Here is a 15,461-nt window from a genome sequence, read left to right as displayed (position 1 = left end):
GAAAAACACTACAAATCAGTTAGTTGTGTGTTTTTGACAGACGCGATCAGCATCGTCACGCAGCTTCACACCACGCTTTCACGATTAAGACTGCTTTTATGCCCGATACCTGCCGCATTCAACCGGCCGACAAGATCCAGACGTGCTCCGCCGCCGCCTGAACGCACGTATGCAAGCTCCGAAGCCGTGATTAAAACCACCGGCACCAAACGCACCGGAGACAGTGGCATGTCTTCAAGACGAGTATTGAAATCCGGTTCAGGGGCGCCCAGCAGAACTCCGACCGCATCGTCCTCGGTCACAAAATGCCTGGGCACCTGATCACCGATGTGATGCGAAAGGCTGACCCCGGGCAACTCCAGCGAGAGCACACCGTACTGGTCCAACTGATGAGTAACGCCGCCAGCATTGGCGACTGTTGCCGCAACAGTCTGGATCACTTCAAAGACCCAACTGCGTGTGAAAGGGTCAACGTCTCCCGGCGCGCCATATGCATGCTCGGGAATATCAGATGTCTCCAGAAACAGCTCCATCTCGAACCCATTGCCCATTCCTTCAGGGTCATCAAACGGATCTGACAGACCTTCCGTGGCAAGAATGATGGAATTGCCACGTCGGACTATTCGATAAGCCTGACGAGTTGAAGGCCAATACGGTCCGCCTGTGAAACTGGGGCTGATGATGTGGGCAATGACATCTTTTTCGACGATACCGACCGATGCCCAGTGACGATCAAGGCACTCTTCGCTCGCTGAACGAGCAGCCATATTCGCAGCGTCGGCTTCAGTCTGGTCGGCCTCGGTTTGAATGGGCTCGTCGAAAATCTCAGGTTCAGTTGGCTTTACGGGCTGCCTGGCGGACTGAGTGCTCTCTGGCTCTGACTTTTTCATTGAGCCGAACAGTTTCTTGAAGAAATTCATGTGCACTCCTTTGGATGGGGATCGCTATTTGGTCCGGGACCAGTGAGGCGAAGCACAAAATCCACTCAGTGCCCCTGAAACGCTTGGAACGCGCAAACAAAAGAAGGTTGCGGGGTCAACAGCGGAGGAAACCTGAGCAGTAAAGCTTTACTCCCGTTCCGCACGGCAACGCTACGTTGCAGGCGTACCGCTGCAGCAGACAACAGCACATACGTTACATCGGTATTTCGCAATACGCGCTCAACTCCACTACTACCCGATCATGGCGACGGAATGAGCTCAGCCTCCAGAAATAGGCTTTATATGGGGGGCATGGGCCCCCATCCGAAACCAGCGGTACATATCAATGAGGCAACTGCGAATGCCCTGTGAGCCATGGGATCTTTCAGGCATTCGTAACTGACTCTATTACCGCTCATAAGTTGAGCTAACGTCTTTAGCTGACTCTCGTGCAATGCCGAGAGCTGGAGGTTCTGTGTCAGATACTCACAACACCCAAACCGATTCTCCAACGAGTTCACGCAGGCAAGTACTCAAAGTTAGCGCCACAGCGCTGGCCGTAGGCTCACTCTCGGCAATGGCGCTGGGCAGCAACAGCGCCGCTCAAGCGGCCACCTCAGCCCCCACTGGAAAAGGACATAACGACATGACAAGTTTCACGACCAGCGACGGCACTGAAATTTTCTACAAGGACTGGGGCACCGGTCAGCCCATCGTTTTCCACCACGGCTGGCCGCTCAGTTCGGATGACTGGGATGCGCAGATGCTGTTCTTCCTGTCCAAGGGCTACCGCGTGATCGCTCACGACCGCCGTGGTCATGGTCGCTCGACCCAGACTGCTACTGGCAACGAAATGGACACCTACGCTGCCGATGTATCAGCGCTGGTGACTCACCTGAAACTCAAGGACGCCATACACATCGGCCACTCCACTGGCGGCGGTGAAGTCGCTCGCTATGTTGCGCAACACGGCGCTGGACGCGTGGCCAAAGCGGTATTGATCGGCGCAGTGCCACCGATCATGGTCAAGTCCGAAAAGAATCCAGGCGGTCTGCCGATTGACGTATTCGACGGCTTCCGCGCAGCGCTGGCAGCCAATCGTGCCCAGTTCTACAAAGAAGTGCCGATCCCGTTCTACGGCTACAACCGCGACGGCGCCAAGGTATCCGAAGGCGCCAAAGACAACTGGTGGCGCCAGGGCATGATGGGCGGCGCCAAAGCCCATTACGACTGTATCAAGGCCTTCTCGGAAACCGACTTCACCGAAGACCTGAAAAAAATCACCGTACCGGTGCTAATCATGCACGGCGATGATGACCAGATCGTGCCGATTGCTGATTCAGCCGAGCTGGCTATCAAGCTAGTCAAAAACGGCACGCTGAAAGTCTACAAAGGCTACCCGCACGGTATGTGCACGACGCATCCGGAAGTCATCAACGAAGATCTGTTGGCGTTTATCAAGGGCTGATGGTTCTTGAGTTAAACCCAATGCTGTAGGTGCTCATCGAGGTTACGAGGTGAGCACTTACAGGGTGAAATGCCTGGCTGTATTTCAGGCTATACACCGGGTGCGGATGGATGCCCCTCGCGAACAAGTTCGCTCCTACCCCATCCAGCGTCATGCGCTCTTTCTGACCAGCCTCGGTAGGACCGAATTCATTCGGGAGGGCTCTATGTCAGGTGATACACAGTGTGCGGATGTACCACCCCCTCGCGAACAAGTTCGCTCCTACCCTATCCAGCGTCATGCGCTCTTTCTGGCTCCCTCGCCTCCCGAATTCAAGCCTGATTTTTCAGCGCAGCAAGCTCACTCATCGTCCAGATCCTGCTGCCATGTGAGGCGGAACGCGCTCATATTCAGACGCACAAAAACATCGAAACTCCTCAGCCATAAACGAAAGATGAGCATCTTTTCCGGTAGGTTCTTTGCCCATCATTTAATTGGATAAACCGCGCCATCAGCATGCTTCACGGACTCAAAAAAATAGTGTGTACAATACACACCGCGACTAAGCTAAGGGATGAGCCGATGCGCAGCAGAGAGATGATCAAAGCAATCGAGGATGACGGGTGGTATCTGGTCGCTTCGAAGGGAAGCTACAGGCAGTACAAACATGCAACCAAACCCGGCAGGGTCACCGTTAAGCATCCCGATTCAGATATCCCGATCAAAACGATCAATAGCATCCTGAAACAGTCGGGCCTGAAATGATTCGCGAGATAGGTACGAACATATGAAATTCACAGTCGTCCTGCATAAAGATGCCGATTCTGACTACGGAGTGATAGTCCCGGATGTGCCTGGTTGCTTCTCAGCCGGAAGCTCCGTGATCGAGGCACTGGATAACGTCCAGGAGGCGCTTTCACTTCACTTCGAAGGTCTCGTCGAAGATGGCCATCCATTGCCGTCGCCTAAGGCCATCGATGTTCATATCGCAAATCCGGATTACGCAGGCGGGATCTGGGCAGTGGTTGAGTTTGACGTGACGCCCTATTTCGGCAAAGCAGTGCGATTCAACGCAACACTCCCAGAGAACTTGTTGATGCGCATTGATGATCGCGTGAAAAACGATCATCGCTATGCATCACGCTCTGGCTTCCTGGCGGCTGCGGCACTTAAGGAATTGCGGTGCGAACACTGAGCCGGCGTTAAGCGCGAATCGCGGCTCTGTGAAGCACGCACAAAAAACACAAGGATCAATTAACCGGCACGCCCCAGACACACCGTCTCAACATACTCCTGCAACGCACTCAATTGGCGGATGGCGTCATCCCCGTCGACGCCGGTATGGAGAATTCTTTCTGCAACCGCCGGGTCAAGTTGGGCTCGACTTTCTTCATCAGGCTGGCCGGTGGCGCGGGTGGCGGTTCGCACTGCGGGGCAAAGGGCGTTGACGTACACCCGCCGAGCACCAGTAGCGACAGCAGCAAGCATGGCATCATTTTTTTCATCGGCGAGGGCCTGTTCCTGTGTATGACGGGTGTCCAGATCAAGCAGCAGCTTCTGGGTTTTTTTGCGTGACTCATTGGCGGCTGTGAGCTGGCGGACCTTCTGTCGTTCGGCATCACGTTCCAGTGAAACGACGTCGCGGTCGGCCGTTACAGTGGCCAGTCTTAAAGCCAGGTAAGTACTGGATATCAGCAGCGCGAGGACTATCCAGCCCCATAGGGGGATCCATTTGAAGAGCGCGCTCATGGCACATCCCTGAAGAAAATGTGACGGCCAAGCTTGAGTGTCCGCTTGGCCATCGACGCCCATGCTGGAGCCTTGAGCAGGGTGGTGGCGTAGTAATGAGTCGCGCCGCCAGTGGGATCAGAGTGCTCGCCTGCGATGACCGCCGAAGCAGCCTGCGAAGCCAGCGCGAACTGCGCGCCAGGAATAGGTTTCCTGCCGCTCAAAAAGGGATAGTTCGGATCATTACGGTTCCAGCAACTGAACTGATAAGGCGCCCGGCATACCCCCTCATAGCCCTCCCCCCACCAGTCCGGTTTACCATCATTGTGCAAATCCATTTCCACCCGGTTACGGATGGTCCAGCCGACGGCGATCATCCCCGCCAGGCCTTCACCACGCGCCTCGCCCCAGAGTGTGCGGGCGAGGGTGTCGCGGTCTGTTTCTGTTATTGCCATGGTTTTCTCCGAGCGAAAAAAAACCGCCGGAGCGGGTATTTTTTTTGGGGCTTTAAGTGCACACAAAAAAGCCCCGGCAATGCGGGGCTTATTCAGAATCGAGGGCATCGGGTGGCATCGGCCAATCAACATCAGCCGGGTAACCCGGTTGTTGCTCAATGCGATTCAGAGCAATGCGATAGCGCTTCCAGCTAATGAGCAAAGACTCCTCGGTTTCGGTTGACTCACCCAGATCATGAGCATCCTGAAGAGGTGCAATACGCAAGGTAGATAGCCTCAACTTATCATCGCGCGAGGTAAGCATTTCAGCCACTTTAGACGCTGTTAGTGCCTCCTCATCCAAATGCCATCCACCGTCACGCCAAACATGAAAGGAATCGGGTCTTGGTTCAGTTGTATAACCTTCCGGCAACTCACCGAGTGCTGTCCATTCCTCCTGGATCCCTGTGGTTGTAGAAAAAACCTCTCCCCGATTATCCGAAACGGCAATCACTTCGCCATTGATGACCGCGAGAATATGACCAATTTCAGGAGTTGGTGGTGCTTTCGGAAGCTCAATTGCATTACTCGGGATTTGTATTCCGATACCCGGAACAACAGGCAACATTATAGGCCCCGCTAGAGCACCGGCCGCATCAATCAGATAGATTGCAGTCATGATAAACCTCAAATGAGTTTGATTCGGCCTGGATAGGCAATGTTACGGGGGCGCATAATCCCGAAGCTAAGATCATTCCGGCTAGGCACTGCCAAGCCGTTTTCGCCTCCCCCGTTTCCGGCCCTCGCCGCTGGGTAAAGTGAGAGGCTGGTATCATCCAGCCCTAGCTCAATATGGGCTGTAGCTCCAGTCACGTTAGCAAAGTCGGTAACGCTATCAGTCCATGGCAGCGCACCGACGTTATGAAACGTCCCCTTCTGCCAGCTGCCAGCCACTCGACCTGAATCAACCCCACGACTCTCATCAAGCACCCTGAGGAAGTCGCCGCGTCCCTCTGGGCCTCTGAACGTAAGAGCGCCATCGCCGGATGTCCAGCCACCCTCATTTCCCAATCGAGCGGCTTCAGTAACAAGGCAGCCAGATTGCTGGGCATGATCCCAAAGCCATGGCCATTCGGAGCGAATAAAAACCGATCCGGAAATAGGCCCGTAACCTCCGGGAGGGAATCCACCAGTGGTATCAAACACTATTCGGCCTAAGGGTGTGGGGTCGTTGCGGCCTACCGGCCACCAACTACCGAAACCATCACTACGCAAGTGCCACCAGTCACCAGCCCCCATCAATACGAAAAATGGATAGCCGGCCGCATTTAAGTGCGTATGCAGTCTGATTTTGTCATTACCGGTCACCATCACGTTGAGTCGATTACCGGTGTTGTCTGAACGACGCAAAATCACATCACGAACACCAATTGATGAATTGGAAGGAGGCAACGTAATGCTAACTGCTGACGACTCAGCATTTATCACTACCAATCCCAAATCAACAGGCAGGAGCGTTTTCGAAGAAGACAAATAACGAACTACACTCTGTGAGCGGAACGCTATCTTATTAATGGCGATTGAAAGCTGAGTATTATTGCCCTCATCTGGTTCAAGCTCTGCATCTTCAATAACATTGAGGATCTCCCGCGTTACTGCATTCCCCCAAGAACTGGGGATATATGACCCTACTTGACCAGTCGTAATATCTTCATCCGCAAACTGACCATTAACCAGTCCGATGCCTGGCATGCTTTTCGGAAAATCCATAATACCACCCGATAGTTTCATAAACGTTCAGCACAAATCGTTAATAATCTTTGCCAAACAATTAAACAACTTACGCCTTCCCCGCTCTCCAAGGCGAGCCCCCTCTCTTTTAGGAAGTTCTAAATATTAGAAGACGTATTACCCTTCAGAATCTCAACTTTAACAATCCCGACACTAGAGATATTAAATAATCTTGATACGTCCCGGATAAGCAACGTTGCGTGGTCTGGTCACACCGTACGAGACTTCTGCCGCACCAGGAATTGGCCAGGTAACTCCCGGATTCGCACCGGCAAGAACCGAACCGGCGTACAGCGAAGCATCCCCGCCGTCATATCCGAGACGAAGTCGCGAGGCCGCAGCATCAGGCAAGTTGCTACAAACTCCCTGTACACCCGGAATATTGATATCCAGCGCGGAAAGACTACCTTTCTGCCAGCTACCAAGAACCCTGCCAGGGTCAACCCCTCGACTCTCATCCAGCACCCGGAGAAAATCGCCTCGGCACTCAGGCCCTCGAAACGTAGATGCGCCATCGCCGGAGGTCCAGCAACCCTCTAAACCGACACGAGCAGCATCAGTGGTCAGCATCCCAGATTGTTGAGCATGATCCCAAAGCCAAGGCCATTCCGACCGCACGAACACAACACCTGACATGGAGCCATAGCCGCCGGGCGTGAGTACCGTACTAGTATCAAAAACAATCCTGCCCAGCGGCGTTTCATCGCATCGACCAACTGGCCACCAGTTACCCGCGCCATCGCTGCGCAAGTGCCACCAATCTCCCGCCCCCATCAGCACAAAAAACGGATAGCCCGTTTCATTCAGGTGAGTATGTAGTTTGATTTTGTCAGCACCGGCAGCCTGCACCTTAAGGCGGTTACTGGTGTTATCGATTCGGCGTAAGACCACATCACGAACACCCAGTGCTGCATTTGATGCTGGCAGTGTCACGGTTAGGGCAGAAGAAGACGCGTCAAGAATAACGAGTCCCAGATCTGCAGGCACCAAGGTTGCTGATGCAGACAATCTAAAGAGTGCAGCTTTAGTAAGGGCTCTTTTATCGATTTCACGGGACAACACTTCACGTATTGCCCCTACCAACTGATCATTCTGCCCCTCGGTCGGCACCAACTCCGCCGCCTCAATAACGTTGATAATTTCCGACGTCATGGCATTGCCCCAGTCCGCCGTGATCAATGATCCCACCTGGCCGGTGACATTGCTTTCGTCCACAAAACGGCCATCTACCAGCCCGACGTTGGGCACGCTTTTTGGAAAATCCATTATTCATTTACCCCGTAATTTATAAACTCGTGCGCGTGCGCAGGGACTGCGCGGCGGATGACGCATTCGAAAGCGCTGCTGGGGTTTACGCCGAAACGCTCGCCCCAATGGCTGGTGTTGAAACGACGGCCCAACCTCAGGCGCGGGCCGGTGTTGAGGGTCCACATGTACTGTGCTGACCAAGTGCCAAAACGAGCTTTACCGAAGCGAGCATTACCGAAGCGCGGCGTGCGATATTCGGTGACGGTCGCTTGCAGATACCCCACCGAAATCGCCAGTTGCACGAAGAACGCGGGTGACTGCCCGCCCACTTCTGTCAGGCGACGGCGGACGGCCAGTTGTCGGTCTTCGAAGGTGGGGTTCACGCCCAGACAGGGATCGGGAAGACCCATGACGTGCTCCCAGTCAGGGACCAGTTCGCGTACCCGGTCTGGATCGCTTTCACCCAGCAAGTCAGAAAGACGCAAGTCTTCGCGGGCCAGTTCGAGTGATCCGGCTTCGAGCAGTTGATGAATTTCCGGCACCCGCTCTGCATCCCATGCGGGACCGGGAGGCAGCAGTGCCTTGAGCTGCGCGTAGTACGCAGCGGCGGTTCTTATCGCCATAAGATGCCTCCAAAGGTGGGCAACTCATTGGCGCCTGGCTGTACGTTGCCGAGTGGGGCGAACAGGGTGTGATCCTTTTCGCCCGCCGCGCCGCTGATGGCTTCGGCGATATGGCTGCCGAGCAACACGACGCCGAGATCGGCCTCGCGGCTGTGCAGGTCAATCAGTGCGTCTTCCACGGCGGCACGAATGGCGCCGCTGTCCGGAGTCAGTTTGATTTCGTACTGGATCGGCAACTCGACCGGCGCGAACACTCGTACTTCCGCAGTCACCGGGCGCATCGATTCGATGTAGTCGTAAACGCGTCGCAGTTGCTCGGCGTTGGGAATCGGATCGATATCGCCGTCGCGCACTACGAACACGCCAACCGTGCCCGGCCCCATCCAGTGCCTGCGCACCCAGGCCCGCGTCACGCCGGGCACTTCCAGCGCCCAGGTCACGTAGTCACTTTGATTGCCGCCATGGGGCACTACCGCGTAGGAACGCATGACCTTGGCCCGTAATGCCTCGAGGCTTTCCTGCTCGGTGCCGCCGGTCAGACCGGGCTCAAGCACCAAGAAGGTATCGGCGACACCGGCCACCGGCGAAACGGTGGTCAAGCGAGTCGCGGCCGACGTATTGCCCAGAATGCCTGGCATCACGGCTTCCAGTTTTACCGAACCGCTCAACGCCGTGAGCGTGACCGACAGAGACACCTTGAACAGCGCACCATCGCCTTCACGTTGCAGCAATGTCCCGGCATCCAGCACCGCGCCCGCCACACCGGTGAAACTGGCAGTGCCCGCTGAACTCACTGCGGGCAGATAGCTGCGCCTGAGCCGCAGCCGGGCCATGCGCAGCAGGTTTTCTTCATCGGCGGTGTCGGGCAGGATTTGCGCGGCGATGTAGTGTTGATGCCCGTAGCGACCATAGGAAGCGGCACCATTGATGCGCGACAGCACCTCGGCATCGGACTGCAGCAGCGCGCTGGAACCGGCCAGATCGCTCCGGGCGCGGCTGATCAGTTCGGGTAGAGAGGGAGTTTTAAACGGCATTGATCACCAGCCATAAATTATCGAGATAAATTTCCACTGTGGCGCCGCCCGTCAAGGCCAGCCTCACCCGCATGTCGAGCCGCTCGGCACCGCGCGTGATGTCGATGAGCACGGCGGAAACCCGGCCGTCATCGAGCATCCATTGCAGTGCTTCACGGGCGTAATCCTGGGCATCGCGTTCGGTCTGCGCGGTGAGCGTGCGGCGGCGCAGCAGGTACAGCCGCGAGCCGATCTGGTCATCGGTGACCGTGGGAAAACTGTCGCCCCACCAGCCGTAGCGCTCCGGGTCGTCCAGCTTGTCGTCCACCCCGGCCCGCCGCCATGTCAGCAGGCTGATGATTGCCGCGCGACGCCAGGCCAGCTCGGTAGTTGCTTCATTGATCACGCTCATGGCTAGCCTCCCGGCACTGGTTTTTTGTCCGAGCCTTCATGCACGTGCGTGACCAGGCTGACGCCCGCAGCGACCTGATCGCCCGACGACTCGATGCGCCCGGTGGTGCTGATCAGCGGTGTGTCGAACGTCACTCCGCCGCTTGCCTTGACGCTGAAGTTTGTGGTGTTCAGATCCACAGAATCAGTGGCATTGATCTGTAAGGTCAGCGTCTGCAATTCGATGACGCGATTGCGTTTGAAATGGATGAAATCCCCCTCATCGGTGTGCAGCGCCACTTCGCCGTTCTTCAGACCGGTCATACGAAAGCGGCGATCTGAAACACAGATCACCACGCCGTGTGACCGATCACCGCCGATAAAAGCGGTCAGGCCCTCAGCACCGGGATGGGGGTTGGAGGTGTAGCCATACGGCTCGAAGTGTTCGAGACCGTCCTTTACCTCGTCGGCGGTCAAGGTCATTTGCAGGGACTGAATCGCCCCGGCCGGGTTGACCAGATTGACGACTCCGCGGACGAGCGTGTTCAGCAGCTCTCTCATGTCGAAGGCCTCCAGTAAGTAAAAAGTGGGTGAACGATGGTTTACGTGGCTTTGCTTAAGCCTTTGGGTTCAGGCAGAAACGCTTCGATAGGTGCGACCGTGAGTTCAGCGGTGGTGCCGCTTTCCCCCAGGTCGTACTGGATCTGGCTGATCAGCATGTCCTGGTCATCGCCCAGCAACCGATCGACGATGCGCACGATCATGTTTTCCCGCCAAAGATCGCCATTCGATTGCCGCCAGCCCTGAATCTTGTAGGTGCGGGTCAGCGCCTTGCCCTTGCGGCTGGCGCGCTCCCAGTCGGCGCGAGATTGAGCGAGTTCCTGGGTCAACTGGTTCTGCTCATGAATGTGCTTGAGCCGCTTGCGAGGTGGAATGCCGTCCAAGGCCGTGGCCTTGACCTGCGCCGCTTTGTCGGCCGGTTCTCCGTCCTCGCGCTTGCGCTGTCCGGTCACCAGGTATTCAGAGAACACCGCGGAATAGTCCTTTTGCGCAGAGCCGCTGAGAATATTCTTTCCGAGTTCCAGACGGTCAACAGCCCGACCGCTGCTACCGGGAGCAACAATCACTAAATGCCCCTTACCGTCATCTGTGGAAAACAAACGGGAAAGCGTGAGTAACTTGTCGATGGACTCGAACACGGTTTCGCCCGGCGTAATAACGTGTTCCTTTACCGGGAACGTCTTGGCGACCTCGCTGAGAACCTCGACGCCATAGGGCGCGGCCAACGCCTGAACGATGACCTGCACACTCTGTTTTTTCCATTGACTGGAGGAGCCCGTTGCGGCGCAGTCGACCAGATCCGCAGTGAGCGAACGCCCGGCCACAGAACGCGTTACGCTGTTAGCGTCATAGCTGATCGGGGTCGAATAAACGTGCCCCGTCAGCACAAGGTCCGCACCAATCCGAATTTCGCAGGGAGCGCCTTGCTTGACCGGAACTTCCATGTCCTCGCCCGGCCAGCGCCAAGAGACGCACAAAGTAAAAGTCCGCGCCTGCTGCTCGATACCGGCAGTGATACTGACTGTTTTCCAGCCACGGTAATCCCTGCCGTCGACGCTGAGCGTGACGACGTTTTGCAAGTCCATGGGTTACTCCTGAGCGACTTGAAGGATCGCTGCCGGCAAAAAGCCTGGGTGAGGAATGCTGTTGCGCGCGACGATTTCATCACCGCGCGTAGCGTCCGCAAAATGCCGGAACGCCAGCACCACAGCAGGCACTGATTCTTTGGGCGACACGTCGACAAGATTGACTCCTGAACGCGCAACAGCGGTCAGGTGCTCCCTCGTACGTTTGCGAACCGCTTCGATGCGCTCGAAGTGCTCGTGATCAGCCAGCAGCGCCGCTTGCCAAAGCACATCACTGAGAGCGTCACGCAATTGCGTGATGTCGGCTGCAACCGGTACTTCGGGCCGTACCACCGGGGTGGCAACCTGCTGCTCCAGACTGGGCACTCCCGGCAATGCCGAAGGCGCCGCAACCACTGGCATGGCCGAGGCCAGACGGAGAGCATCCGCCAGCACCACATCGCGAACCAACTCACGTGTAGCAGTCACGGCTGCGACCGTGGCCGCGCCTCCCGCAGCCGTTGCCGGACTCACCAGCCCGAGCACCGTTTCCACCTTGGTCATGGCCTGGCGTTGCGAGGTTTTGAAGCGATCAAACTCGCCGGTCATGCTGGAGAATTGCGCGCCCAGCATCGTTGACAGGTTCTCCGGAAAATTGGCCAGTGTGTCCGCCAGCGAAGCCGCCGAACTGACAAAGCCGGTCAACTGACTGAACTCGTGCTGAATCGCCAACTGCACTCCGGCAATGCCGTTCTGCAGGGCGGTCATGCTGATCCGCGCTTTGTTGACCAAAGCCATCGCGTTCTTGTATCGGGTCAATGCCGAATCCAGAAAACTCCGGTTTTCCATTTCGAGCAGCCTGGCCGTGTTGGCTACCCCGACGGGGTAACCTTTTTCACCCGCTTCCACAAACGACAGGGAGAATCTGGCGATACCCCCTTCGGCTCGCGCCTGCTTGACCTGACACCCCTCAGTTGCAGTCACGGTCATGCGCCCGAACCAGGGGTGAATCAACTCCCCTGAGCCGGGTTGATCAAGGGCGTGCAACAGGTTGTCGCGCTGTACGAAGCAATCGTCTCCAATGACAAACGCCTCGAAGGTGATCGCCCGGGTTTTGCGCCCCATGTCTTCGACCAAAGGCCGATCACGCTGGGGATATTCATGCAACTGCGTACGCCGCCCCACTACCGTAGTGTCACTGTCGACCCAAAAGCCGACACCACGGAACGAGGCCGACTGCAGGTCATCCCGCCAAGTCTTGCTCATGTCGCTGTCCTTTATTTCGAGAGGCTACTGCTGCGAGAGGCTGCGAACGCCCCTTTGCGATATCGAGAAGCCCGGCTGATTGGTTTGAGCCTCGCCAACGGTGGTGCCCGGTGGCGCGTTCTGGAACTGCACGGTCAACGCGCCTTGCAGGTTCATGCGGTTGTTGGCCGCCGCCTGCTGATTGAGCGACCCGGCCATGATCAGGCTGCCGGGCGCACCGGCTTCAGTTGAGCGCAAAAGTGAATCGACTGATGCGCCGCCTTGAGTGAGGTTGCGCTGTGCCTGTTCGTCGCGGACGAGCTGGGCGGCATTGGCTTTCAGGAACTGGCCAGTACCGCCGCCGACGCCTGCGTTGGCCTTACGCTGATCGGCGGCGAACTGACTCAACTCATCGGTAGCGCCCTTGATCAGCCCGCCACCAAACAACCCCATCATGGGTTCGACAATGGTTTTCACTTCTCCCCAGAGCTCGTGAAACCAGGTGGCTACCGGCTCCCAGTGTTTCTTGATCAGCTCCAACGGAGACCAGTCAAAGACGCTGGCCAGAAACCCGGTAAACCTTGAGGTGAGTTCCGTCACCCCACTCCAAATCGTACCGAAAATGTCCGCGACAGGCGCCCAGAGCTCAATGACTCTGGCCACAGGTGGCCAGTCAAAAATACCGCTGAGGAAGTTCATGAACGGGGACGTTACCGCCTTGACCACATCCCAAAGCGCACTGAAATAAGCCTTCAGCGGCTCCCAGTTCTCGATAATTGCGCCTAGTGGCGACCAGGAAAAAATCGTCTTTATCCCTTCCCAGGCCATCATTGCTGCTGCCTGAATCGTCGTCCAGACCGCCTTGAAAAACGCCGCAACCGATGACCAGTTGGCAATCAACAAACCAGCAGCAACGGCAATGCCTTGAATGACCAGAGCGACCGGGAACATCGCTGAGACGCCACGCATGACCGCCATCGCGACCGTGCCTGCCACCACCGCCAAACGCAAAACCGTAAACCCCGCCGCTGCTCCGGCGATGCTTCTGACAAGCCCGGGATTGGCCTCGGTAAACGCCGAGACCTTGCTGATCAAAGGTCCGATCGTACCGAGGAAATCATTGACCGGCGGCAACAGTGCCGTGCCAATCGCGACGCCCAATCGCGTCGTCTGGTTATTCATCAACTGCAGCGCACTCTCGGTTGTCGACGCGCGCGCTGCATAAACCTCCTGCATAGAGCCGGCATATTTCTGGCTGTTGCCAACCAGTTGAAAGTTACGGGACAGCGCATCGAGACCGTTCACCAGCGGAGCAGCGGATGAGTCACCGAACAACTGGGACAGCATCGCGCTCTGTTTGCCCCTCTCCAGCGCATTCAGCTTGGTCAGCACATTACTGATCGTACCCTCCGCATCCGCGGACATGCCTTGGGATACCGCCTGCGCATCCAGTCCCAAAGCCTTGAACGCTTGCTGCTGGCCCTCGGTAGCGAGGACGCCCGCTGTAAGCGTTTGCGTGAAGTTGCGCATGCTGGTCGCCGCAGCCTCTTCAGACATGCCGCTTCGAGCGAAAACAGCGCCCATCGCGGCGGTCTGCCCCGCACTTAACCCGGACGTGCCTGCGGCAGTGACGATGCGGGAAACTTTCCCCGTGTCCACGCCACCGGCCCGGCCCAGTTGAGTGATCTGATCCGCCAGCGCCACCACTTCAGTCTGGTTCAGTTTGAAGTCTGTCCGCCACCGCGCCATCATAGCGCCGGACTGTTCCCCGGTCTGATCGAAAGCCATGCCCATCTTCAAGGCATCTTCGGCAAACGTTTTCAGTTCTTCGCGGGCAACGCCCGATTGTCCGCCCAGCGCAAACACTTGCGCGATGCCCGCAGCGGACACCGGCAGCTTTTCCGACAGGTCGAGCACATCCTTGCTCATCGCCTTGAATTGCTCAGGCGTCTGAAAATCAACCACCCGCCTGACTCTGGCCATAGAGCTTTCAAAGGCAATAGCGGCTTTCGCGCCATCAACGAAGGGCTTCATCAGCCCCTCCTTGCCGGTCAAAGTATCCATGAAGGGAATATTGCCCAAGGCGCTCAAGGATTTACTCAAGGTCGAGATTTCTTTCTGCGCGTTTTTGAGCTGGGGCGACAGCTTGTCGACGCCGGTCATGACCACCATGACTTGAATGTTATTAGCCATTATTCCCCCGTTGCTCTTCGAGAATTCGAAAGGCATGCCACTCGCTTTCCAGAATTACATCCAAAGGTCTTCCCATGAGCACCTCAGGGTCCGACCTCCAGAAGTAAGCGAGGTCGTACACCATGCCGATCAGGTCGGAGACGCCACCGAAGCGCTCTGCAGGAAAAAACCGATGATTTTCCACACCAGGCTGTTCAGGTCCGCCAGGTCCAGTTGGTTGACTGATCCCGCCGGAATGGCTGCGCACACCGCGATGTATTTGCAGGCTGCTTCGATATCCGCAACCGGCATCGACGAGTCGGAAAGGGTGTAAGGCAGCACTTTGATCGCCCGACACTCCTCAGCCGTCGGGCGACGCAGGTGCAACTCGGTGAGCTCCTGACCGTGCGCCTTGATGGCGACGGCCAGGGTAAAGGTCTCTTTACTCATCACTGCCAGTCCCCCGAGATGCCTTCAAATTTGAGGCTGACCTTGCCGTCCTCACTGGTACTGGTCATGTCATCTACTGCGTACGCGCCGCTGAGCACGTAAGTGGTGCCGTCGTTGAACTCGGCGGTGACCGTCATGTTGGTGCCGGTTTCGATTTTTGCCCGAGGGAAATCGACGGTACGAATCGCGTCAACCTTGATGAACGGCGTCACTTCGTTTTCCTTGAAGTAGCCGACCACGACGGTTTCGCGCTTGACCCGGGACATCGGTACTTCTACCGCGCCCGTGATAACCAGCTGTTCGCCGTCGACCTTGATGTAGCAAGTACCCGCAACTTTCTGACCCATGTGAATCTCCACGAAAAAGCCCGCACAG

General features: G+C 56.8%; 18 protein-coding genes. 3 read left to right on the top strand and 15 right to left on the bottom strand.

Going from position 1 to position 15,461, the window contains the following annotated elements; all coding sequences use genetic code 11:
• Nucleotides 1–65 precede the first annotated feature (65 nt).
• Entirely contained in the window at nt 66–920 is an 855-nt protein-coding gene (locus tag K3169_RS06395) for a suppressor of fused domain protein (RefSeq protein WP_263270657.1), read from the bottom strand.
• 646 nt (nt 921–1,566) lie between these two features.
• Here K3169_RS06395 and K3169_RS06390 point away from each other — a divergent pair.
• From K3169_RS06390 to K3169_RS06380, 3 genes are all read left to right on the top strand, one after another.
• Entirely contained in the window at nt 1,567–2,388 is an 822-nt protein-coding gene (locus K3169_RS06390; RefSeq protein ID WP_263270656.1) for an alpha/beta fold hydrolase, read from the top strand.
• 561 nt (nt 2,389–2,949) lie between these two features.
• Entirely contained in the window at nt 2,950–3,132 is a 183-nt protein-coding gene (locus K3169_RS06385) for a type II toxin-antitoxin system HicA family toxin (RefSeq protein WP_263270654.1), read from the top strand.
• 22 nt (nt 3,133–3,154) lie between these two features.
• Nucleotides 3,155–3,562: a type II toxin-antitoxin system HicB family antitoxin gene (locus tag K3169_RS06380; RefSeq protein ID WP_122708054.1), complete on the top strand. Its 408-nt coding sequence runs from the start codon at nt 3,155–3,157 to the stop codon at nt 3,560–3,562.
• Nucleotides 3,563–3,621: 59 nt separating this feature from the next.
• Here K3169_RS06380 and K3169_RS06375 read toward each other — a convergent pair whose 3' ends face one another.
• The 14 genes from K3169_RS06375 to K3169_RS06310 form a co-directional block, all read right to left on the bottom strand.
• Nucleotides 3,622–4,116 carry a lysis protein gene (locus K3169_RS06375; protein WP_263270653.1) on the bottom strand — a complete coding sequence of 165 codons (495 nt, stop codon included), beginning with the start codon at nt 4,114–4,116 and terminating at the stop codon, nt 3,622–3,624.
• Entirely contained in the window at nt 4,113–4,550 is a 438-nt protein-coding gene (locus K3169_RS06370; RefSeq protein WP_263270651.1) for a cell wall hydrolase, read from the bottom strand. Before K3169_RS06370 ends, K3169_RS06375 begins: the two co-directional genes overlap by 4 nt.
• Nucleotides 4,551–4,638: 88 nt before the next feature.
• Nucleotides 4,639–5,208, bottom strand: a complete 570-nt coding sequence (locus tag K3169_RS06365) for a tail fiber assembly protein (RefSeq protein WP_263270650.1) — start codon at nt 5,206–5,208, stop codon at nt 4,639–4,641.
• A gap of 8 nt (nt 5,209–5,216) precedes the next feature.
• Nucleotides 5,217–6,299, bottom strand: a complete 1,083-nt coding sequence (locus K3169_RS06360; protein ID WP_263272235.1) for a phage tail protein — start codon at nt 6,297–6,299, stop codon at nt 5,217–5,219.
• A gap of 183 nt (nt 6,300–6,482) precedes the next feature.
• Nucleotides 6,483–7,586: a phage tail protein gene (locus tag K3169_RS06355; RefSeq protein WP_263270648.1), complete on the bottom strand. Its 1,104-nt coding sequence runs from the start codon at nt 7,584–7,586 to the stop codon at nt 6,483–6,485.
• Nucleotides 7,586–8,191, bottom strand: coding sequence for a YmfQ family protein (locus tag K3169_RS06350; RefSeq protein WP_049827079.1), 606 nt, complete (start codon nt 8,189–8,191; stop codon nt 7,586–7,588). Before K3169_RS06350 ends, K3169_RS06355 begins: the two co-directional genes overlap by 1 nt.
• Nucleotides 8,182–9,225: a baseplate J/gp47 family protein gene (locus K3169_RS06345; protein ID WP_263270646.1), complete on the bottom strand. Its 1,044-nt coding sequence runs from the start codon at nt 9,223–9,225 to the stop codon at nt 8,182–8,184. The genes K3169_RS06350 and K3169_RS06345 overlap by 10 nt, the downstream gene beginning before the upstream one ends.
• Nucleotides 9,215–9,610: a phage GP46 family protein gene (locus tag K3169_RS06340; protein ID WP_373562210.1), complete on the bottom strand. Its 396-nt coding sequence runs from the start codon at nt 9,608–9,610 to the stop codon at nt 9,215–9,217. Before K3169_RS06340 ends, K3169_RS06345 begins: the two co-directional genes overlap by 11 nt.
• 8 nt (nt 9,611–9,618) lie before the next feature.
• Nucleotides 9,619–10,155 carry a phage baseplate assembly protein V gene (locus K3169_RS06335; protein ID WP_231677744.1) on the bottom strand — a complete coding sequence of 179 codons (537 nt, stop codon included), beginning with the start codon at nt 10,153–10,155 and terminating at the stop codon, nt 9,619–9,621.
• 41 nt (nt 10,156–10,196) lie between these two features.
• On the bottom strand, nt 10,197–11,240 hold the full coding sequence (locus K3169_RS06330) for a phage baseplate assembly protein (RefSeq protein ID WP_263270644.1): 1,044 nt from the start codon (nt 11,238–11,240) through the stop codon (nt 10,197–10,199).
• 3 nt (nt 11,241–11,243) lie between these two features.
• Nucleotides 11,244–12,485 carry a DNA circularization protein gene (locus tag K3169_RS06325; RefSeq protein ID WP_263270643.1) on the bottom strand — a complete coding sequence of 414 codons (1,242 nt, stop codon included), beginning with the start codon at nt 12,483–12,485 and terminating at the stop codon, nt 11,244–11,246.
• A 24-nt stretch (nt 12,486–12,509) separates the two neighbouring features.
• The gene (locus K3169_RS06320; RefSeq protein ID WP_263270642.1) at nt 12,510–14,657 is read right to left on the bottom strand and encodes a phage tail tape measure protein; all 2,148 of its coding nucleotides are present in this window, start codon (nt 14,655–14,657) and stop codon (nt 12,510–12,512) included.
• Nucleotides 14,658–14,786: 129 nt separating this feature from the next.
• Nucleotides 14,787–15,086 carry a phage tail assembly protein gene (locus K3169_RS06315; protein ID WP_087264742.1) on the bottom strand — a complete coding sequence of 100 codons (300 nt, stop codon included), beginning with the start codon at nt 15,084–15,086 and terminating at the stop codon, nt 14,787–14,789.
• On the bottom strand, nt 15,086–15,433 hold the full coding sequence (locus K3169_RS06310; protein WP_087264743.1) for a phage tail tube protein: 348 nt from the start codon (nt 15,431–15,433) through the stop codon (nt 15,086–15,088). The genes K3169_RS06315 and K3169_RS06310 overlap by 1 nt, the downstream gene beginning before the upstream one ends.
• Nucleotides 15,434–15,461 lie beyond the last annotated feature (28 nt).

It is taken from the genome of Pseudomonas phytophila (assembly GCF_025643095.1).
Taxonomy (GTDB): domain Bacteria; phylum Pseudomonadota; class Gammaproteobacteria; order Pseudomonadales; family Pseudomonadaceae; genus Aquipseudomonas; species Aquipseudomonas quasicaspiana.
This window is presented reverse-complemented; position numbering and strand designations above follow the sequence as displayed.

Bases quoted from the DNA above. Each gene is read 5' to 3' on its own strand.
- K3169_RS06395 (WP_263270657.1), bottom strand. From the start codon at position 920: ATGAATTTCTTCAAGAAACTGTTCGGCTCAATGAAAAAGTCAGAGCCA.
- K3169_RS06390 (WP_263270656.1), top strand. From the start codon at position 1,567: ATGACAAGTTTCACGACCAGCGACGGCACTGAAATTTTCTACAAGGAC.
- K3169_RS06385 (WP_263270654.1), top strand. From the start codon at position 2,950: ATGCGCAGCAGAGAGATGATCAAAGCAATCGAGGATGACGGGTGGTAT.
- K3169_RS06380 (WP_122708054.1), top strand. From the start codon at position 3,155: ATGAAATTCACAGTCGTCCTGCATAAAGATGCCGATTCTGACTACGGA.
- K3169_RS06375 (WP_263270653.1), bottom strand. From the start codon at position 4,116: ATGAGCGCGCTCTTCAAATGGATCCCCCTATGGGGCTGGATAGTCCTC.
- K3169_RS06370 (WP_263270651.1), bottom strand. From the start codon at position 4,550: ATGGCAATAACAGAAACAGACCGCGACACCCTCGCCCGCACACTCTGG.
- K3169_RS06365 (WP_263270650.1), bottom strand. From the start codon at position 5,208: ATGACTGCAATCTATCTGATTGATGCGGCCGGTGCTCTAGCGGGGCCT.
- K3169_RS06360 (WP_263272235.1), bottom strand. From the start codon at position 6,299: ATGGATTTTCCGAAAAGCATGCCAGGCATCGGACTGGTTAATGGTCAG.
- K3169_RS06355 (WP_263270648.1), bottom strand. From the start codon at position 7,586: ATGGATTTTCCAAAAAGCGTGCCCAACGTCGGGCTGGTAGATGGCCGT.
- K3169_RS06350 (WP_049827079.1), bottom strand. From the start codon at position 8,191: ATGGCGATAAGAACCGCCGCTGCGTACTACGCGCAGCTCAAGGCACTG.
- K3169_RS06345 (WP_263270646.1), bottom strand. From the start codon at position 9,225: ATGCCGTTTAAAACTCCCTCTCTACCCGAACTGATCAGCCGCGCCCGG.
- K3169_RS06335 (WP_231677744.1), bottom strand. From the start codon at position 10,155: ATGAGAGAGCTGCTGAACACGCTCGTCCGCGGAGTCGTCAATCTGGTC.
- K3169_RS06330 (WP_263270644.1), bottom strand. From the start codon at position 11,240: ATGGACTTGCAAAACGTCGTCACGCTCAGCGTCGACGGCAGGGATTAC.
- K3169_RS06325 (WP_263270643.1), bottom strand. From the start codon at position 12,485: ATGAGCAAGACTTGGCGGGATGACCTGCAGTCGGCCTCGTTCCGTGGT.
- K3169_RS06320 (WP_263270642.1), bottom strand. From the start codon at position 14,657: ATGGCTAATAACATTCAAGTCATGGTGGTCATGACCGGCGTCGACAAG.
- K3169_RS06315 (WP_087264742.1), bottom strand. From the start codon at position 15,086: ATGAGTAAAGAGACCTTTACCCTGGCCGTCGCCATCAAGGCGCACGGT.
- K3169_RS06310 (WP_087264743.1), bottom strand. From the start codon at position 15,433: ATGGGTCAGAAAGTTGCGGGTACTTGCTACATCAAGGTCGACGGCGAA.